Source organism: Vibrio sp. Vb1554 (genome assembly GCF_033344235.1).
In genome coordinates, this window is record NZ_JAWPOJ010000026.1 from 1 (window position 1) to 20,642 (window position 20,642).

General features: G+C 44.1%; 17 protein-coding genes. 10 read left to right on the forward strand and 7 right to left on the reverse strand.

The features are described 5' to 3' along the window. A partial coding sequence (locus tag R8N28_RS18490) for an efflux RND transporter permease subunit (RefSeq protein ID WP_318183396.1) occupies positions 1-710 on the forward strand: 710 nt, incomplete at its 5' end. A 507-nt stretch (positions 711-1,217) separates the two neighbouring features. Here the strand turns inward: R8N28_RS18490 and R8N28_RS18495 are convergent. The 5 genes from R8N28_RS18495 to R8N28_RS18515 form a co-directional block, all read right to left on the reverse strand. Continuing rightward, positions 1,218-2,057: a hypothetical protein gene (locus tag R8N28_RS18495; protein ID WP_025767990.1), complete on the reverse strand. Its 840-nt coding sequence runs from the start codon at positions 2,055-2,057 to the stop codon at positions 1,218-1,220. 4 nt (positions 2,058-2,061) lie between these two features. Then, positions 2,062-3,282, reverse strand: coding sequence for a hypothetical protein (locus tag R8N28_RS18500; RefSeq protein ID WP_025767991.1), 1,221 nt, complete (start codon positions 3,280-3,282; stop codon positions 2,062-2,064). Between the two features lie 339 nt (positions 3,283-3,621). After that, the gene (locus tag R8N28_RS18505) at positions 3,622-3,888 is read right to left on the reverse strand and encodes a hypothetical protein (protein ID WP_005373876.1); all 267 of its coding nucleotides are present in this window, start codon (positions 3,886-3,888) and stop codon (positions 3,622-3,624) included. Between the two features lie 324 nt (positions 3,889-4,212). After that, positions 4,213-7,371, reverse strand: a complete 3,159-nt coding sequence (locus tag R8N28_RS18510) for an efflux RND transporter permease subunit (RefSeq protein ID WP_065275148.1) — start codon at positions 7,369-7,371, stop codon at positions 4,213-4,215. Between the two features lie 13 nt (positions 7,372-7,384). Continuing rightward, positions 7,385-8,542 carry an efflux RND transporter periplasmic adaptor subunit gene (locus R8N28_RS18515; RefSeq protein ID WP_025767993.1) on the reverse strand — a complete coding sequence of 386 codons (1,158 nt, stop codon included), beginning with the start codon at positions 8,540-8,542 and terminating at the stop codon, positions 7,385-7,387. A gap of 518 nt (positions 8,543-9,060) precedes the next feature. Between R8N28_RS18515 and R8N28_RS18520 the strand changes: the two genes are divergently transcribed. Then, positions 9,061-10,578 carry a phospholipase D family protein gene (locus R8N28_RS18520; protein ID WP_065275147.1) on the forward strand — a complete coding sequence of 506 codons (1,518 nt, stop codon included), beginning with the start codon at positions 9,061-9,063 and terminating at the stop codon, positions 10,576-10,578. 90 nt (positions 10,579-10,668) lie between these two features. Further along, positions 10,669-11,256, forward strand: coding sequence for a class I SAM-dependent methyltransferase (locus tag R8N28_RS18525; RefSeq protein ID WP_017819795.1), 588 nt, complete (start codon positions 10,669-10,671; stop codon positions 11,254-11,256). A 54-nt stretch (positions 11,257-11,310) separates the two neighbouring features. Here R8N28_RS18525 and R8N28_RS18530 read toward each other — a convergent pair whose 3' ends face one another. Next, the gene (locus R8N28_RS18530) at positions 11,311-11,781 is read right to left on the reverse strand and encodes an ASCH domain-containing protein (RefSeq protein ID WP_065275146.1); all 471 of its coding nucleotides are present in this window, start codon (positions 11,779-11,781) and stop codon (positions 11,311-11,313) included. A gap of 200 nt (positions 11,782-11,981) precedes the next feature. On the opposite strand from R8N28_RS18530, the gene R8N28_RS18535 reads away from it, so the two are divergent. After that, positions 11,982-12,827 carry a tetratricopeptide repeat protein gene (locus tag R8N28_RS18535; RefSeq protein ID WP_005373890.1) on the forward strand — a complete coding sequence of 282 codons (846 nt, stop codon included), beginning with the start codon at positions 11,982-11,984 and terminating at the stop codon, positions 12,825-12,827. 13 nt (positions 12,828-12,840) lie between these two features. Further along, the gene (locus R8N28_RS18540; RefSeq protein WP_005373896.1) at positions 12,841-13,236 is read left to right on the forward strand and encodes a DUF2391 family protein; all 396 of its coding nucleotides are present in this window, start codon (positions 12,841-12,843) and stop codon (positions 13,234-13,236) included. Between the two features lie 9 nt (positions 13,237-13,245). Here R8N28_RS18540 and soxR read toward each other — a convergent pair whose 3' ends face one another. Then, on the reverse strand, positions 13,246-13,680 hold the full coding sequence (gene soxR, locus R8N28_RS18545; protein WP_047102776.1) for a redox-sensitive transcriptional activator SoxR: 435 nt from the start codon (positions 13,678-13,680) through the stop codon (positions 13,246-13,248). Positions 13,681-13,881: 201 nt separating this feature from the next. Here soxR and R8N28_RS18550 point away from each other — a divergent pair, with 201 nt between their 5' ends. The 5 genes from R8N28_RS18550 (at position 13,882) to fusA (ending at position 20,592) form a co-directional block, all read left to right on the forward strand. Next, complete coding sequence (locus tag R8N28_RS18550) at positions 13,882-15,090, forward strand: MFS transporter (protein WP_065275145.1); 1,209 nt, start codon at positions 13,882-13,884, stop codon at positions 15,088-15,090. A 153-nt stretch (positions 15,091-15,243) separates the two neighbouring features. Beyond that, positions 15,244-16,125, forward strand: coding sequence for a LysR family transcriptional regulator (locus R8N28_RS18555; RefSeq protein ID WP_047102778.1), 882 nt, complete (start codon positions 15,244-15,246; stop codon positions 16,123-16,125). A 101-nt stretch (positions 16,126-16,226) separates the two neighbouring features. Further along, positions 16,227-17,231, forward strand: coding sequence for an N-acetyltransferase DgcN (gene dgcN / locus R8N28_RS18560; protein WP_318183398.1), 1,005 nt, complete (start codon positions 16,227-16,229; stop codon positions 17,229-17,231). Between the two features lie 50 nt (positions 17,232-17,281). After that, a complete protein-coding gene (gene dgcA, locus R8N28_RS18565) occupies positions 17,282-18,274 on the forward strand; it encodes an N-acetyl-D-Glu racemase DgcA (protein ID WP_065275144.1) in 993 nt (330 codons plus the stop codon). 293 nt (positions 18,275-18,567) lie between these two features. Then, the gene (fusA, locus tag R8N28_RS18570) at positions 18,568-20,592 is read left to right on the forward strand and encodes an elongation factor G (RefSeq protein WP_005387204.1); all 2,025 of its coding nucleotides are present in this window, start codon (positions 18,568-18,570) and stop codon (positions 20,590-20,592) included. Positions 20,593-20,642: the final 50 nt, after the last annotated feature.

A 20,642-nucleotide genomic window follows, 5' to 3' on the forward strand; every position in this document is an offset into this window, starting at 1 on the left:
TCACTCAAGTTGAGTATGGGATCAAGTTAACCTTGTCACATAACTTCGCTGTCAAGGCTTCGCGGGTGAAGAGTTACGCCAACTCAACCGCCATTATTCGTCAGTTCCAACAGGATGAGGCGCCAAAGCTTATGCAAAAGTATCCTGGTCTTCGCTTTGATTTTGAAGGCGAAGCCAAAGATACCGCTGAAACTGGCGCATCAATGGGTAAAGGCTTCTTGCTTGGTTTATTTGGCGTGTTTGCGATTCTGAGTTACCAATTCCGCAGTTATTTGGAACCATTCGTCGTCATGCTTGCGATTCCACTCGCCTTTATTGGCGTGGTATGGGGACACATCCTACTCGGTCACTCATTAAGTATGCCGAGTATGATGGGCTTTGTCTCACTAGCGGGGATTGTGGTGAATGACTCGATTCTGTTAGTTCAGTACATACGCCATCATGTCGATGAAGGGGATAATGTGCACGACTCAGTAGTCAAAGCCAGTCGGGAACGCTTTAGAGCAGTATTCCTGACATCAATGACCACTGCAGCAGGTTTGCTTCCGTTACTGACTGAAACCAGTTTGCAAGCACAGGTTATCCAACCACTGGTTATCTCCATCGTGTTTGGTATTTTCGCATCCACTCTGCTGGTGTTGTTTATGATCCCTGCTGCGTATGCCATTTTAGCTGACTTCGGCCTAGTCCATAAGCACGAAGAAATCTAAAACGACTGATAAGTAAACTTATCAAAATGCACAAGAGCGGCTTAGGTCGCTTTTTGTTCAATACCAATGCGTTAAAAAACACACAATCACTTAACAAACAGAGGGTTATTGTGTCTCATTAAGTGTGAATATGAACAGTTAAGGATTAAGTATGTTGAGTTTTATATAACCAAATCAAATAACCAACACAAGATTTATAATATGTCTTATTGTCAAAAACGGAATTTCACAGAGTAAAAATACACGTAGGCAACACATTCACAATTTAAACTCACGATAATGAAAACATTGATTGAAGAATTAACATTTTAACAATCATTACAACAATGTTAACTTTAGCCTCGTTGGTCGCGCTGGTGGTAAGCCTCTCACCAAGCCTATTGTCAGTTTTATATGGACGTTCGACCATCTCCAAAATGAATAGACACCCAATTTGGTGCCCTTTTTTCGCCCGTGAAAGCATTCTTCGCGGGCTTTTTTCTTTAAGTTAAGTATGAACGCTCTGGATCAACTTTTTTTTGTCAACCTTTCGGATTTGGAGGTAGTATGTGAATCAATAAGCGGAGACAGTGCTAGCAACTCTAAAACATTTTTTTCAAAGATTTCATCCGCGTGTCTTACCCAATCTAAAAACTTTTTTTGAGCAAACATAGGCTCGATTTCATATAAAAATTCAATACTAAAGTAAAACTCATTTTTGATAGGCAAATTGTACACTCTTCGATAGTCTTTTTTATACTCCAAATTTCCTTCTACATATTTTGAAAATGTATTTTCACCAATCTTGATATCTTGGCATTTGATTGGAGGGTAACCACGAAGAAACTCTCCTACAAGGAACTCTTCTTTCGCTCTCTTTTTTTCTTCGTTTATCGGGTCCATTCCCCAACGATGATTTGCGTACGCAATGGCATCATTCATCAACTCTGTATGATCACCTTTTCGAGAGCCGTCAGGTGACTCTACAGCATGATAAAAATCCACGTACTCTTTCTCTATAAATGAAGATAGTTCATTAACACTAGTAATATATTTATCTGAAGATTTAATCCTTAACCGAATATATAAACCACCTTGTTTATTGATTGGTAATAGTGGATTTATTATTTTATTTTGAAAAGAGAAATAAATCGTGGCCAATTTTATAAACTTTTCATGCCGCTCTACTTTTGAATCAATATTGAACCGTTGTAATTCAATAAAATCTTGGTATACATGTCCTTCATATATGTTGTTCGGACACTCAAATGACAGCACTAAGTCATCTATCTGGAATACATTATGTAACAAGTTTGCAAAATCTGGCTTTCCTCGAAAGCCATCTTTATACATTTTAATAAGGCCCATATATCTAACCCTTGTTCTTTAAATATTCATCAATATCTTTTAAACGTTTACTAGCCATATTATTACCAGACATCATCAGTTGTCGTCGATAAGATTCCACACCGAAATAGGGTAATGTATGTGGGCTCTCTGTGACCTCTCCATTCATCACTAATCCCAAGAATTTACAACAACGAACGAGACTACTTGCAGATAATGGAGTTTGTCTCGCAGCAATATTTGGGACAATATCAAAGGGATTCGTTCGGGTTTTTGTGTAATTAACTTTCAAACCAAGCTGCTGTGCATTTTTCCCTATCTTCGTTGTATTTGTTCCCCCTGCATGCACAACGATTTGTTGATTCAATAGTCTTAAGCTCGGATTATTTTTTCTAACATACTCAAGAGCAGAGTTAAAAATAATGGCACCTTGGCTATGCACTGTCCATTTTACTTCCTTACCCTGCTCTGCACATTGTTTCATTACTGCTGCTAGGTGTTGAGCATTGTGCGAAGTAAAACGAGTTTTGTCATAAACACATTCAATAAGGTCCAGCTTCGCATTATCAGAAGGGTTGTGAAACAACGTATACTCTGTTGGCTTATCTTCTTTGTACGCCACCTGCGTATGTACCCCCATCAGTGTCGCCGCTTTCTCATAATCATTCAACATTCCATTTACCGTTGCATGAAGCGTATTGACTTGATGAGTTACTTGAGCTTTAGTGTGGTCCCACTCAGCCAACAATAACTTTGCTTCATCATTGTTCTGCACTCCATTATACTCACCATTTTTACCTGTTTCTTTCTTCACATGATACATTTGGGTTCTTTGATGTGAATGCTTAAAAATAGACTTACCATGCAACTGTCGATCAAAAGCAATATCATGAATTACAACTTTCCCGTCTCTAAGGATACAAGTTAATAAGTAATGATAATTTTTGAAGGGATACCTAGTTCGAAATATTCGAAGCAATGGATTGCGTTTGTGTCTAACTACAGAGGGTGTGCTTGGATTAGATGAAAGAAAATACATTTCTTTGACAACTTGCTTCTGATCATATTCATTCAGAGACGCAAGCATGACGAGGGATTGTCTTGATAAGTATAGTTTTTTATTGCTAAAGAGTGCAGCTGAAAGTCTCACTCTTCCATGTAAGAATTGTTCAACCTCATTAACCGACTTATTATTTAGCCCAATGTAATCAAAAGCCTCTTTCCTTTCAATAAATTCCCAAGTCATTACTAATCCCTCTTCAAATAAAAGTGAACCACATACTAAGGTATTATGAAGGTCAAAAAGGAGATCGGATCTTTTCTAAATTTTAAATATCTAACATCACCTCCACTTTACTGAAATCTACACTTTTAAAAGTTACATCCGCTCCATCCAGCAATAGCTCATCAAACACGCCAACTATTGATAATAAGCTTGAGGATCTGATCTCCACCCATGAAATGAGAAACAAAAAAGCCAGCCTTAAAAGGCTGGCAAGTTGAGCAACAAGGTCAGTGCTTACTGCTAACTAACACCGAACTCGTATTGGATTCATTTTCGTCTGTTAGTCTCTTTTAGCGGCGTTTATGACTTGCTTGCTTTCTCTTTGTGGCACGTTACCTTTACTAACTGTTCTTGCTCATCTTTAATGTTTTTCACGATACGCTCATCACGTGCGTGAATGGCATCCATGTTCATTTGCTGAATATCTGCTATAGCTTCATGTTTCATCTCAGAAAAGTCCTGACGTAAATCTGAGCTCCACTCCTCTTTGTCTAAAGTGTTAGCAGCAGCGATTGGTGATGACATTACAGCAATAAGACTTAGAGTAGATAGAAATACGCTTTTCATAATAAGCTCCTTGAGGATTAGCAGTTAATTTTAATTACAATTTATATATTGCACATACGATGCCAACTTTTATTTTGTTATTTTTCAACAACTTAAATAAAGCCTCATATTCAACGTTATCTTCGTCTGGTAAATTTCGCTAACCAAGCGTCAAATTAACCATGCGAATTTAAAACATTAGAAACATACACATTAGAAATGCTTTGTCAGGCAGTTTTCTCATCAGATAATTACGTAACTGCCCACTAAAAAATCGCTTTGAATCAAAATGCGGAAACAAAAAAGCAGCCCGAAGGCTGCTCCTAATCGTTAACATCAAGCTTGTTAACTCGATACGCTTGCTTCAACGCTCGACGTCACTGGCGACTTTCTGAAACGATTAATCAAACGATGGATAAACCTCTTAATCGATCTGAAAATATTTTTAATATCTTCAAGCATTAAATACAAACAAGGCACCAACACTAAAGTCAGAACCGTTGCGTACAACACCGCAAAGCCCAAAGCGACAGCCATCGGTATGACAAAACGCGCCTGCAAACTCGTTTCAAACATTATCGGCAATACACCCACAAACGTCGTTATTGAGGTGAGCGTGATAGCTCGAAAACGAGCACAACCCGCCTCAACAACCGCTTGTTTGATGTTCATACCCTTTTCTCTCACTTGGTTTACGTAATCTGTCATAACCAGAGAGTCGTTAATAACCACGCCAGCAGCGGCGATCAAACCAAATGTCGACATCATACTGATGTCTAAACCTAGCCAGAAATGGCCCCAAATCGCCCCCGTCAGACTAAACGGAATGACGGACATTACAATCAAAGGTTGGGTATAACTTTTTAACGGTACAGCTAACAAAATGTAGACGATGATCATGCCTGCAATAAAGAACAAAATCTGTTCATTACGCTGCGCAGCCTGCTCTTCAATATCACCACCCAATTCTGTTTTCACACTCGAGAACGCTTGCTTCATATCCGGTAAGATATTGTCGTCAATGACCTTCACGATTTCTTGAGGTTCAACCAATTCTTCGTCTATGGAACCATAGACATAAACGGTTTGATACCCGCCTTCACGTCGAATGCTACTCACGCCCGGCTGCTCATTGATCTTCACCACATCACCCAACATGACCTTCTTACCTGCTGGTGTGGTAATCACAGCGTAACGCAATGATGAGAATGCTTCACGCGTCAATTGCGGGTAACGCACCATAACTTTAATTTCTTCACCATCACGAATAATGCGCTGTGCTTCGCCACCATAAAAGCTGCCACCAACTTGCTCTGCGATCATGGTGAGATCCAGACCGAGATCGTACGCTACAGGCGCAAGAGACAGGAGTACTTCTTTGCTTCCAGAATCAATAGAAGATGAAATATCATATAACCCTTCTTCCTGCTGTAAACGCTCTATCAAGTAACGCCCAGCCTCGTTGAGCTCATTGATGTTAGAACCAAACAACAAGTAGCCAAACTCATCTCTGTCACCACCACCCGCACTCTGCTCGCGGATTTTGATGCTCTTCATACCTGGAATAACAGGCATAGCTTCACGCCAACGTCGAGCTAGTTCAAATGTATTGAACGGGCGTAACTCTTCATCAACCAGAGGTACTAATACACGACCTTCGGTGCGGCTTCTGTTGTACGACAGCACATCACGAATCATTCCTTGACCATGTTCTGCAATGGTCTCAGATTCGATCTTTTGCATGACACGTTCAATAGTCTTGAGTGCACTGATTGTCTGCTCACTTGAAACGGTATCATTCATTTCAATAGTGATCGCAGGATAGTCAGTCGGCACTTTAGGGTTAGGGATCACCCGAACATAATTCGCGTTGATCAAAGCCGCGCTGATCAGCAGTAAACCACAGAACACCGCAAACACTGTCCAGCGCCAATGGGTGCATGTTGTTACAAAGTTCCGATATGGACCATTTACAAAACCAAAAAAACGTTGGTTAAATCGGTCACGCCAACCACCTGGTTTAACTGGCTTAAAATGAGTATGCGCAAGGTGTGCAGGAAGGATCAGCTTCGATTCAATCAAACTGAAGATCAAACAAAGAATCACGACCCCCGCGATACCATAAAAGAAGGCACTATCAATACCGCTAGACAACAAGAAAGGGGCAAACACCGCAATTGTGGTTAACACACCGAAAGTGGCTGGTGTGGCAACACGTTTTACACCACGAACCACGTTTTCGACGCCACCGCCTTTTTCTTCAATTTCGCTGTAAGCGCTCTCTCCCATCACGATGGCGTCATCAACTACAATACCGAGCACCATAATGAAGGCAAAAAGAGACACTATGTTTACCGTGATCCCTAATGCAGGCATCATCATTACGGCACCGAGAAAACAGACAGGTAGCCCAATCATTACCCACATAGCCAAGCGGAAACGTAGGAAAATGGTCAGCATAATCGCGACTAATGCAGCGCCTTGCAGCAAGTTTTTCAACATCATGTCGAGACGCCCATTTAAATAATAAGTCGTATCAACTAAGACTTTGAGCTTAACATCCTGCGGTAATGTCTTGTTTTTTGCTTCAATATAATTACGAACGGACTGTGCAACAGGGATAATGTTCTGGTCACGAGTTGCTTCAACAGACATGTAGATCGCATTCTGACCTGAGTATTCAAAGTAGCGCTCTTCTTCCGTAAAGCCATCTTTTATTGTGGCAATATCTTGCAACAGAACCTTTGCACCATTTGCGCCAAGCTTTACTGGAATATTTCTAAACTCATCACCACGGTAGTATTGGTTTTCAATCCTTACTGCAATCATCCCTGAGTTTGTTTTTACTTCGCCCGCAGAAAAGTTGGCTGAGTAACGGCTGATCGCGCTGCTGATATCGCTCAACGTCAGGTCGTATTTACGAAGAACAAGTGGGTCAACTTCAATCGCTATTTCTTCTTCTGGCGCACTCAGATACACCAGCATGACGTTTTCTAACTGAAGTAATTCATCTTCGATTTGCTTAGCAAGCGGTTTAAGCTCCTCGAGCGGTCGGTCCCCAACTAACCCCATTTCGATTACATCTTGGCGCCATTCAACTTGGTAAACATTGATTGGTTCCATACCCGTTGGTAAGTTAGACAATGTATCAATACGTTGGTTTACATCATCTAAGACACGCTTGATATCGGCATTAACGTCTACCTCGATAGAAACATACGCGCTACCTCTAGAGGCCGTTGAGACTGCTTTTTTAATCCCGGTGACGTCTTTAATCGATTCCTCGACCTTAACGAGAATACTCTCTTCTATCTCTTGAGGAGAAGCGCCAGGATAAGTCGCACGAACATCAATGTAGTTCACCTCAATATTCGGAAACATCTGCCTTTGAATAAAGAGAAAACTCACCACACCCATGATAATGATGAACACCATCAAAAGGTTGGCAGCGACGGGGTTATTCGCAAAATAGGCAATCAAGCCCTTTTGTTTAATATCTTCCATGACAAACTCCTACTTACTGTACGACGGTTTCGGAGTCGTCACTCTTTTTTGCGATTTGTACCGCCATGCCTTTTTGAGGGTACTCGGGCAAGGTCAGTACCAACTTATCACTTTGCTCTAAACCTTCGCCCACCAGCAAAAACTCACCTTCTGCTCTCAAAACCGTGACAGTTCTGGGTTGAAGTTGATTATCGCCATTCACTACCCACACGGTACGATTTTTTACTAATTCCTGTGGTAAGCGGTAGATATGCTTAAGTTCCTTACCAGTGAAGCTCACTTCAACGTAGGAGCCGAATTTAATTGGAGGCTGCTGGTTATCGACACCGTATGGGTCCGCGATTTGAATGACCATGTTAATCATTCGGGTAGCGCTATCAATCATGCCTAAATCACGAACTACTCGACCTTCTCTAGTGGTAGAAAACACACCTTGCTGCGTCACTGTCGCAGTGAGTTCACCAATGGATTCGGGTAAAAATGCACTATCAAAACCGGCAATGGGTACGTGCACCTCTGCCACTTCGATGTTGTTTAACGTGGCAACTCGAGAACCAGATGTAACAAATTGACCAACACCAATATCACGCTCAACAACCAGCGCATCGTAAGGTGCAACGACTTTGCAATTTTCTAACTCTCTTTTTGCTCGTTTGAGTGCCGCTTGAGCCGACTTCACTTGGGCTTGTGCGCTCAAAACGTGAGGTTTGCGTAAATACAGATCCGTCACTTGCTTATCGCTCAGTCTCTTTGCCTGACGTTTTGCCACTTCGGCTTTCGCTTGTTCCTCAATCAAGTTTGCGCGTGCACTAGCTAAATCGGCTTCAGCTTGTAGAACCGACGCTTCATAGTTGTCACTTTCAATTGTGAAAAGAACCTCTCCTCGTTTCACGATGCCACCCGTTACAAAATTCGGGTGCCAACTTATCACTTCACCACTGACTTGCGCGGAAAGGTGTGTTTTTTCAAAAGGGACTAATTCACCGTGACTGGTAATCACCACTTTGTGATCAGTAGGAAAAAGAGAAGAAGCCTGAACAGTAGGTTCTGTAATTGCATCTTTGGTTGACTCTTTTTCCGGCGCAGTTGCGGCAATTGCAGCATATCCTGCATAAGAGCCTCCAACGACGACGAAGGGTAAAAGCCAACGTAATATGGGTTTTGCTAACATCGAAAATCCTTTTTTATTGTTGTTTTCAACACCACACTTTTATTCAGTCCATTGCTCCCGGTAAGCATGGTGGTGAGAGAATTGAATTTGAATAAACATCAAAGCGGCGCTTGCCTAGTCTTTTAAGCAGCTAACTAGATAGTTATTGCCAATTCAAAGTTAATAAAATTAACAAAAAATTAACCAACTGCGCAAGTTGCTCTGACTTAACTTTTATTCTAAACAGCAAATGACATGCCAAGCATTTATTTATTAAAAATCATATGGTTATATAAAAATCATTATTTTATCCAGTGTGCTATTGGTCATAATCACCAGATATTAGTGATTATGACCAATACGGCCATAATGATAATTAAAATAAATGATTATCTGCGCTCTAAAAGTTGAACTTAGTGCAGGCTCTATGGCAATTCATTGATTAATCGCTCGTTATCAAACGGTTCTGGGTGCATGTGGCGTCAGCTTAAGTCTATAATTTGGAGTAGGTAACACTCTGTAAGACAAGGAAATGTGCTTTGTTACAAACGCTCGCCAAGTTGCTCTTCCCCTCGCTGCTCACTATTTTATCGGCATGCTCATCCGTATCGTTGAATGACGCCAGTGAAAAGTCCACCAGCTTTCAGCTCGGTTATCAAAAGGATTCTGTTCTTGCGAAGTACTTTGAAGCTTACGGGAGAGACCCTAAGTCCATTACTGGCTTTGCACCGTTAAATCAGGGACACGATGCCCTTCTTGCTCGAACCTCTTTGATCGAGTCCGCCCAGAAAAGCCTTGATCTTCAATACTATATTTACCGTGGTGACGAAACGAGTCAGCTAATAACGTGGCGCTTGTATGAAGCGGCAAAGCGTGGTGTTCGAGTAAGGCTGTTGCTTGACGATATGCAAAAGCGAAACGACGATGTGATGGCTGCCCTCAATGCACATCCTAATATAGAAATCCGCTTATTTAACCCGCATCAGTATCGCGACTCCCGTTGGTTCGCTCTTGCTAGCGATTTTGAACGCCTTAATCGTCGTATGCACAATAAGTCTCTGATTGCAGACAGTGTTTCCGCCATTGTCGGAGGTAGAAATATCGGCAATGAATACTTCTCTTTTGAATCGCAAGTTGAGTTTGGTGATTTTGATCTTCTGCTCTATGGTGAGGCGGTACAGCAAACTGCCGATCAGTTCGACCTCTACTGGAATAGCGCCTATTCGATACCAATGGAATGGATTACACCGAATTCACAGCAAATTACCGACCAAGCGATTCAAAAGCAGGTCAATAAACTCCGGTTAGAGGAAAAGTTTTCAACCGGCCGCTATGACTTCACTCAACTGGATATGTACCAAGATCTAAAACAAGGCAAACTCAAGCTCTACTGGGGAGAAGCGAAAGTATGGTTTGATCTGCCCGATAAAGTCGCGACCCGAGAGAGCCAACTTATTGATAATTTAACGGATCTGGTTAAAAGTGTTGAGGATTCATTTGTGCTCATCTCTCCCTATTTCGTTCCAACTGAAGTAGGTACTCAAGCATTAAGTAACGCGGCCAAGCGAGGCGTTGATATCACGATTGTGACCAATAGCCTCGCGTCTAACGATGTGTTTGCCGTGCATGGTTGGTACGCAAAGTATCGAAAAGATCTACTCGAAGCTGGAATAAAGCTTTGGGAAGTAAAAGCGAGCGCGAAACTCAAAAGTAAGTGGAGCCTCACGGGGAGTAGCAGAGCAAGTTTACACGCTAAAGCAATGACGATTGATAACAAAACACTTTTCGTTGGTTCGATGAACTGGGACCCACGTTCGGCCGCTTTGAATACCGAAATGGCCGTTGTTATCGAACAGCCAGAATATGTGCAAATGTTTCTAGAACAACTGCCGAGTCAACTGTCGAGTAACGCCTATGCCTTAACTCTGCGCGACGGGGACATTGTCTGGACCGACGTAAAAACAGGCGAAGAATACGACTCCGAACCAGAAGCAGGAGTATGGCGAAAAATGGGCGCTTGGTTCTCCGGAATATTACCGATTGAAGATCAGCTATAACAGCTGCCAATACTGCAAACCTCCCCAGTCAAGCAAAACAAAATGGACGCTAGTTTTGGGCAGGGGACACAACCAACATAAGGAAGTTCAATGCCAGCGCAATGGAATGAATACTATCAGAAAATTTTAAGCCAACCTCACCGCCCAAACGTGGAAAATGCCGTAAACCAACTTAAGATAGAAGGCAAAGTCGCTCTTGATATTGGCTGCGGAATAGGTCGAGACAGCCACTTTCTACTCGAACAGGGATTTAAGGTTCACGCATGTGATAGCAATGAAGATGCAGTAAAAACTTGTTTAACACGCTTTGAAGGTAATAAACGATTTTCGGTTTCGCAGTGCTGTTTTACTGAATTTAATTACCCTCAGTGCAGCTTGGTTATCGCAAATGCCAGTTTGTTCTTTTGCCCTGACACAGGCTTCAAACAAGTCTGGACAAAAATAGACAGCGCATTACAACCGGGCGGTATCTTCTGCGGCGATTTCTTGGGAGTGAAAGACTCCTGGGTTACCTCCGAAATGCACCCAAACATTACCGCATTAACAAAAAAGGAAGTGGAAAGCTTATTCGAAGGTTACGACCTCATTTCATTGCATGAAAGAGATGAAGACGGGACCACTGTAGTCGGAAGCCAAAAACATTGGCACATGTTTAGTGTGACCGCTCGAAAGCGCTAAAAATGGTCTCTCAGTAAAGAAAGCAGCACTTCAAATCAGTGCTGCTATCAGAGATTAATTGACGGGATACACCACTTCAAAACGCTCTAAAACCAGCGTACGTTTCTCATGCCAATCGATGTTCAACTCATCGCATTCAGCTTTAAAAAATGCAGTATGAGCATCACGCCACCAGTTTAAGGTTCTATCACCTTCGCCTTCTGCGTAGGCAAACTCTGCGGTTACATTCTCATATTTGCATGTACTTACGTCAGTAATTCGTATCACGCAAACCGGGTCCCCATCCCAATTCGTCACTACTTGTAAATGACCGACTTGGGGCATGGTTTCACCATGTTCTCGATACCAAAGCTCCAAACTGCACGATGCAGTTTTCTGTCCAATACGAACCAAGTCTGCGCATACATTCGCGTTGTGTTCATCGGCACAATAATAGTCAGCACTGACTGATGGTACAGCTTCCCTTTGTTCTGGTGATAATAATTCTAGGAATTGTTCTAAGTAATCCTTAGCTCGCGCGTCCATGCTCACTCCATTAATCATAAATTCGCAAGGAGGATAAAAGATATCACAACAAATAACCACCAGGAACAAACTGAAAAACAACAAGAATATGACTTCTACGAAGACGACTGTTATTTCTTTTGTAATAACTTTGCTAAACGTTTGTGCTATTTGCTATTGTTGCATGGTCTATCTGTACTCTTCTCGTGAAAGGACGTTATATGCGCTTATTTATTGGTATTTTTTTCTCGCTGATACTTGCCTTGCCAACAATGGCATCGGAGGAAAAGTATTCAGAATCGGATCTGTTAGATAGACCATTAATGGAACGCTATATTTTAGATGAACTAAAAGCGCTGCGTCAGGACTATCAAAGCCTAGAAAAGCGAATGATCACAGAGATCACCGATCGCGAGCTAACGGTCGCAGATAAATCGTTGAACTATGCCAACGTGACCGTTACATACTTCTTCTACATCATTGCTGGTGTCGCATCTCTGATTGCCTTTGTCGGATGGCAATCTCTGCGCGAGTTTAAACACAACACCAAAGAGATGGCTGATAAACGATTGGAGAAGATCGCCCAAGAATACGAGAAAAAGTTTGTCGCCCTTGAGCGAGATTTAAAACGCAAAACTCGCATTATCAGCGAAAACAACAAAGAGATTGAGAAAATCAACGAGATCCATAACTTATGGCTACGTGCACAAAGCTCTCAAACTCCAGAACAACGTATTGAAATCTATGATGAAATCTTATTAATTCGTCCAGGTGATTTAGAAGCGTTGACTTACAAAGCCGACGCAGCGATGGAAATCAACGAATACCATTGGGCACTTAGCATTTGTAACCGCGTACTTGAAGTCGATTACACCAACGGCCCTGCACTGTATCAACGCGCGTGTGCATACTCTCGCCTTGGTATCGAAGAGCAAGCTATTGAAGACTTGGAACGCGCAATTGAATACAGCCCATCCATTCGTGATTTACTTGCCGAAGAACGAGACCTCGAATTGCTGCACGGTAATGAGCGTTTTGAAAAGCTCTTACATCTAGCAAGCGAATAATGGAATAAACAGCATGAGCAGCCACTTTAATCTAGAAGACGCTAGCCAAGTATTGGTTGGCGCTTTTGCCCTAGCAGTCCCGATCTCATTTTCGGAGGAAGCGTGGCGATTGGGTGAGAGCCTACCAATGGCAAACTTGCTCATGCTGTTAAGTCTTTCTGTCATTTTCCTCAGTTTTTTCGCGTATCAAAGCGTGTTTCAAAGCCACATCAAGAATCGCGTATCCATCTTTATTTTTCGTGTGGTTATCGCGTACCTCATTGCGGCCGTTGTGGTAGCGTTAGTTCTTTTCTGTCTTGATAAGCTGCCACTCATGAATGAGCCTTTGGTTGCGATAAAGCGCGTTATCGTCATCACAATGCCTGCTTCGATGGGCGCGATCGTAGTCGACAGTTTCGACAAAGAATAGAGATAATCGCTACTCTTCTTCTAACGTTAAGTTCGACCCCGAGTGGTCTTTCCCTAATACATCTTCTGGGTTTCGCAGTGCGCAGGTTTCTAACGACAAGCACCCGCAGCCAATGCATCCTCCTAAATCGTTTTGCAACGCTTTAAGTTTTTGAATCTTTTGTTCTAACTGTTCATGCCAATGGCTTGCCATTTTTTCCCATTGCGCTTTGTTAGGGGCTTGGTGTTTCGGCAGTTCATCTAACGCATGTTTAATTTCTTCTAACGACAACCCAACTTGCTGCGCTGCTTTGATCACCGCAACACGGCGCAACACACTACGATGGTAGCGACGCTGATTACCTTGATTTCTCCAACTCGAAATCAGTCCTTTTTGCTCGTAAAAATGTAGGGCAGATACTTTCACTCCAGAACGTTTTGCCACTTCTCCTACGCTGATTTCCATCCTTGACTCCCTGTGTATCAATTTTGTTAAAAAAATGCTTTACCTCAAGTTTACTTGAGGTTTTAAAGTTGAACCATCTTAATTAACGCTAAACCCCGGCGATCTCAAGATAATGTGTTCAGCGCGAACGACTTGGTTGTTAACCACAAGACAGTTGGACATCAACCTTTTGAAATCCATCGGGAGTTAGAGGCAAACATAATGAAAAATAAAACTCAGCCGTACTTAGCTGGCCGCTTCTTCGACAGCATTTCCTCTGGCTTATTCATGATGGCGCTGCCATGGGTCATGCTTTCCGAACCTAACATGGGCACTTTCGTCGCTTTAGTTTCTCTGAGCTGCACCGCGATTTCTTTTCTAGCAACGCCTTTCTTTTCCACTTTAATTGACCGACATTCACGCAAAGTACTACTCGTGCTCAATCAATGGATTCAATCGGGTATGGCTTTGGTGGTGTTCATTGCTTATTGGTTAGGGTTTGAGTCACACTGGTTGCTGGCTTTTGCGCAATTGGTGTATTGGGTTTCGAGTAATTTTGCATGGACGACCAACAACGCCTTCACCCAAGAAAATTATCAGCACCATGAGTATGCGAAAATTTCGGGTCAGCAAGAAATTGTAATGCAATCCACAACCCTCGGAGCTGGCGCGTTGGGTATTGTTTTGCTTGAAATGTGGGGTATGAAAGAGTTTGCTTTGTTTGCGGCCAGCGCCTCTGCGTTAGCAGCGATGTTCTATATTCTGACGCCTTATACCCAACAATTAAGGGCATCAAAATCCGTTGCTTTCATCGCGCAACTCAAAGAGAGCAAACAAATATTCCGTCTCGAACCTCGATTTTATGGCTTTATTCTGCTCTCTTGCCTCGCTTATCCTGCATTGACGTATTTGAGCAAACTGGTGCCGATTTGGTTTTCTGAACAAGGCATCTCTGGCGATTGGTTTGCAGGGTTCAACATCAGTTTTGGCCTCGGCTCGTTGCTAACCGGCTTTATTGTCACCAAAGTGCTAAGCCGTGCCTCCCATAGCCACATTATGTTCGCTTCGATGGTTATGGTCTCTTTTGCGCTTATCGGGATGAGTTTTGCGATGAACCCGCTGACCATCTTATTGTTTACGGCGCTGTTTGGCGTATTTAACGCGCTAAATCGCATTGCGAGAGTCAACTGGATGCATCACACCGTAGCGGTTCATCAACGAGGTCGCGTCGATGGCGGCATCAGCATGTTTGCCACCACCATTCAATCTCTCAGTTACGTCCTGATTGCAATGTTGAGTCATTACGAACTAACACAATACGGTTTTGCAATCGCAGCTGCTGTCATGGTGTTAGCAGTGATTTTGATGGGATTACTCAGTCGAGACGTAGAGCCGTTTAACGACCTGCCCCTTCATGCAGCAGCAAAGTGAAGCATAGAAATTGAGAAGTTGAGAAATTGAAAAAGCGAGATAGGAAGGCACCAACATCGTCTTCCTATTTTTTACGCCAGCACTTTTACCTCTATCGCTCATCAGCAAGGTTGGGTATTCTGAGGTGAGCAACATGAGCAGAGGGAAATCGCAGTGAACTTAAGGCAATTAGAAGTCTTTTACGCCATTATGCAAGCAGGAACGGTGTCAGGCGCGGCTCGCTTACTGCACGTTTCCCAACCTAATGTCACTCGAGTTCTCGCCCATACAGAACAACAACTGAGCTTCGCTTTATTTGAGCGTGTAAAGGGCCGTCTCGTTCCCACTCAAGAAGCCAAAGCCTTATTGCCAGAGGCTGAAAAAGTCTATCAACAACTCGGACAATTTCGCTCTCTGACCAACAAAGTCAAACAGGGAACTCAACATTTACGAGTCGGTGCTCCGCCTGTTTTGGCCGCACACTTGTTAGCGCCGACTGTCGCGTTGCTGTCGAAAGAGCACGGCATCTCCTTTGAGCTCTCAACGGCTAATCGCGATGAGCTGTGCTCAGGTTTACTGAAACATGAATTGGATGTCGCCATTGCGTTCGGTGAAGAAACGCCACCAGCGATCATGGGACACATGTTATTAAAAGAAAACTTGGCGCTAATTGCCCCTAAAAGCGCAGCGATACCCACAGAAAAAACCGTCACTTTAGAAGAACTCATCAGTCACGATTTACCCATTATCGGTTTAGATAGCCGAGACCCTCTGGGCTTATTGCTGCATCAAACCTTATCGGCGCGTGACGAGCATTATCAACATGCCATCACCGTCCGCAGCTACTCCGCGGCGGCTGAACTGGTGAAAAACGAAGCAGGATTCGCGATTGTAGACCCTTGGACTGCAAAACAATATCGCCAAGATAATGCCGTTTCCGTGCATGCTTTGGAGCCAAATATGTCCTTCTCTGTCTCTATTTTATTCGCAGAGCACACACCTCAATCCATTGCGACAAAGCAATTTATCACCGCCCTAAAACAACAGATGGTTTAAAGGTATAACCTGAAGTTATACCCGCCTAACAAATAAGCATTCGGTTTCCTAAATCAGTCTGGCTACATTAATGAGCAATAACGATGACGAAGGGAACCATCATGCAAATTGCTCAACCTTACCTACTCTTTCTTGGCGATGTAACCGATCCACTCGCAGCAAAAACCGCGCGTGGCATATATCAATGGCGACCTGAGATTTGTCTTGGCCAAATCCGCCTGACGCCAGAAACCGTATTGCTTGGTTTAACCGACATGACACTGCAACAAGCGCAGCAGCAAGGAGCAAAAACGCTGGTGCTCGGCACGGCAAATTCAGGAGGCGTCATTCCCGAAGCTTGGCAAGCAACCTTACTTGAAGCGGCAGAGATGGGGTTTGAAATTGCATCGGGCATGCACCAACGTTTGGCGGAATTTTCTCCTCTTGCCGATCTAGAACAACGCGGATTAACCAAACTGTATGATGTTCGCCATTATGATGCCCCGCTCAAGGTCGGCAATGGCAAAGCTCGCGCAGGCAAGCGAGTACTTACTGTAGGGACAGATTGCTCCGTTGGCAAAATGTACTCTGCCCTTGCCATTGAGCATGCATTGAAGCGTAAAAACTGTCGTGCAGAGTTCAAAGCAACGGGTCAAACCGGAATTCTCATCGCAGGCAGTGGCATTTCGATTGATGCCGTAGTTGCCGATTTTATCTCCGGCGCAGTAGAAACGATCAGCCCTGAGTTCACCGATCACGATTGGGACATCATCGAAGGGCAAGGTTCGTTATTTAACCCTTCGTTTGCTGGCGTAAGTTTGGGCTTACTTCACGGCGCACAAGCTGACGCTCTGATACTGTGCCATGAGATTGGTCGCCCGCACATCCGCAACTTACCACATGCGAGCTTGCCAACCATTGAACAAACGATAGAAGCGAATCTGGCCGCTGCTCGCCTAACAAATCCAAACGCTCAATTAGTGGGTATTTGCTTAAACACTTCGGCGCTCAGCGAAGAAGATGCTGCCCAGTTATGCCAGGATTGGAGCGACAAATACCAAGTGCCCGTCACCGACCCTGTACGTTTTGGCGTTGATGCGGTTGCAGATAGGCTCCTTACGATTTAAGAAACATTTACGGTTTAGAAAATAACTGTGGTTTAGGGAAAACTAGTGAGATGAAAATTCATGTAGAATCTGTCACGCTTGCCATGGCGACACCATTTCGCATCTCTCGCGGCAGTCGGACAGAGTGCCACGTAGTCCGAGTGACAATTGAACATCGAGGCATGACAGCCCAAGGTGAATGCACGCCATACCCTCGTTATGGTGAATCGGTTGAATCGGTGATTAAGGCGATTTCTCACGCCGCACATGAACTGCAAAGTTTGTATGCCAAAGGCGAAGCTGATGTCATGGTTCTCAAAAGCCTGCTTCAATCGTTATTGCCCGCGGGGGCGGCAAGAAATGCATTGGATTGCGCCCTTTGGCATCTTCACGCGCTTTTGAGCCAAAAGCAGCAGGTTCACGACCTCTTTACGTTACCCGAGGCGATTGTGACGGCGATGACGGTTTCTATCGACAAGCCGCAAGCGATGGCAAGACAGGCACAAACTTACCTTAGCCAAGGCGCAAAACTGCTTAAGGTAAAACTGGATGGTGAAAACGTGATTGAGCGCGTTGCAGCAGTACGCGATGCCGCGCCGCACGCACAAATTGTCTTAGATGCGAATGAAGCGTGGCAAAACCTCGACCTCGCGACGGTATTTGCTCAACTCGAACCGCTAGACATCACCATGATCGAACAACCGTTGCCACAAGACTGCGATGACGTACTCGCCAGCATTCCGCACCCCATTCCACTTTGCGCCGATGAAAGTTGTCACACCAGAGAGCAATTGCATCAGTTGGTTGGCAAATATGAAATGGTGAATATTAAGCTAGATAAAACTGGCGGGCTCACTGAAGCACTATTATTAGCCGACGACGCCCAAAAACTCGGTTTTAGCCTCATGTCCGGTTGTATGTTGGGGACGTCGCTTGCGATGCGTGCTGCCTTACCCATTGCTGCTCAGGCAAGCGTTGTCGATCTTGATGGCCCGGTGCTGCTCGGACAAGATGTAACGCCAAGCTTGGTTTATCGCGACGGCGAAATCGTTCTTTCCAAATAGCCTAAACAATCCAGAGGTTTTGCTCCAAAAGTCAGAACCTCTGAGTTTATGATCTCGATTAAAAAACAATCAGCCCCATCATGAAATAAGTCACATAAATTATACGGTTATTACGGCATGCTAAGATTACAGTGGTCCAAGAAGGTGGTCTTATGCATCGAGTCATCCGAAAAATGACATGGAAGACGAATAGGCGGTAATCCCGCCCTACTCCAATGCAGTGCGTGGGTTTCTATAGCAACCCACTTCCTAGCAATTCGTAGGTTTTTCACGCCATCTTGCAAGGAGGCTCTATGCCTATCAACAAAATACGCAATATCGCTTTTGTCGGCCAAACCGGGACCGGTAAAACCACGCTAATAGAAAAACTGCTCTTCACCTGCGATGCCACGCACCATTTAGGCAGCGTAGAAAAAGGCGATACCGTTACCGACTTCGACCCTCAATCCATCCAATATCAACACAGTATTGAAGCAACGCCAGTCGCACTGCGCTGGAATAAACACCGGCTCAATATCATCGACACTCCGGGACAAAACGAGTTACTTGGCCGTACTATCAGCGTTTTTCCTGCCGTTGAAACATCTGCCCTTGTCATCGACCCTCAAACCCCACTTAACCAAACTTCCGATCGCTTATTCACCTTTGCTAAAGAGCAGCAAAAATGTCAGATGATCATCATCAATAAGCTCGATAACCACGGTAATCAGTTAGAAAGATTGATGGAGAACATCGTTGAGCATTTTGGGGACCACTGCTTGCCGATCAACTTACCTTCGGCTGACGGGGAATCTGTAGTTGACTGCTATTTCGAACCAGAATTGGGACGAGAAACCTTACTTGCAACGGTAGATGAAGCTCATGAGACCTTAATTGACCAAGTCATCGAAGTCGATGAAGAACTGATGGAACTGTATCTGGAACAAGGCTCCGAACTCACCGCAGAGCAACTGCATGATCCGTTTGAAGAAGCACTGAGAACTGGACATGTGATTCCGGTCTGTTTTGTCTCAGCACAAACCGGCGCGGGCGTCGAGTTGCTGCTGCGCACCTTGGCGGAGATCATGCCCATGCCAAACGAGGGTAACCCTCCTCTACTGGAAAAGAACGGCAAAAAAATCAAAGTAAATTGCGAAACCTTAGAGCACACCGTCGCACACGTGTACAAAGTCAGCGTCGACCCATATATGGGAAAACTTGCCTACTTACGTGTGTATCAGGGTGAAATCAATGCGGGCAGCCAGCTTTATATTGGCGAAAGCAACAAGGCATTTAAAGTTGGGCACTTATATCAACTGCAGGGCAAAGATAGAACCGAGATCCCTCGCGCGCTTGCAGGCGACTTCTGCGTTTTAGCCAAAGTGGATGATCTCGAATTCGATTCAATCGTTCATGACTCTCACGAAGAAGATGGAGTTCAACTCAAAACGTTGGACCTTCCTGACTCCATGTATTCTTTGTGCTTGAAGCCTCTTAAGCGTGGAGATGAGCAAAAATTAGGAGATGTGCTGAATAAAATTGCCAGTGAAGATCCTTCGCTGCGCATCGAACATCGCGCTCGCACCAACGAAACCATCATCAGCGGCCAAGGGGAGTTTCACCTCAAAGTCGCATTAGAAAAGATGGCGAACGTGTACAAACTGGACGTCGAAACCTGCCAACCAAGCGTCGAATACTTTGAAACCATCACCAAACCTGCCGAAGGGCATTATCGACACAAAAAACAAAGTGGCGGTGCAGGCCAGTTTGGTGAAGTGCAATTGAAGGTTCGTCCACTCGAACGTGGTGCCGGATTTAAGTTCATCAACAAAGTGGTGGGTGGCGCCATCCCAACCGCGCTCATTCCTGCTGTTGAAAAAGGTATTTTGCAAGCGTTAGAGGAAGGCGCGATTTCTGGCAACCCAATTAAGGATGTGGAAGTCACCGTTTATGACGGTAAATATCACTCCGTCGATTCGAAAGAAATTGCGTTTGTCATCGCAGGTAAGAAAGCCTTTTTAGATGCTATTAACAACGCCGATCCTATTGTGCTAGAACCCATTGTCCAGATGGAACTGCACATCCCAACCGCGAATGTTGGCGATGTTTCTGGTGATTTATCTGGCAACCGAGGCTTAATCGAAGGCTCCGAGCCAATCGACAGCAGCTTCACCTTACTCAGAGCCAAGTCACCTGTAAACGAGCTGCAAGATTACGCTCGTCGATTACGCTCTATCACTGGTGGTGAAGGCAGCTTTAGTATGACCTTAAGCCATTACGAGCCTGCGCCACCAGCAGTGCAAAAACAGGTCTGCCAAGGCAGTACACAACAAGGTTAATTCCCTAAGATTCAAATCAATCACATAAACAAAAAAGCGCCCTCATTTTG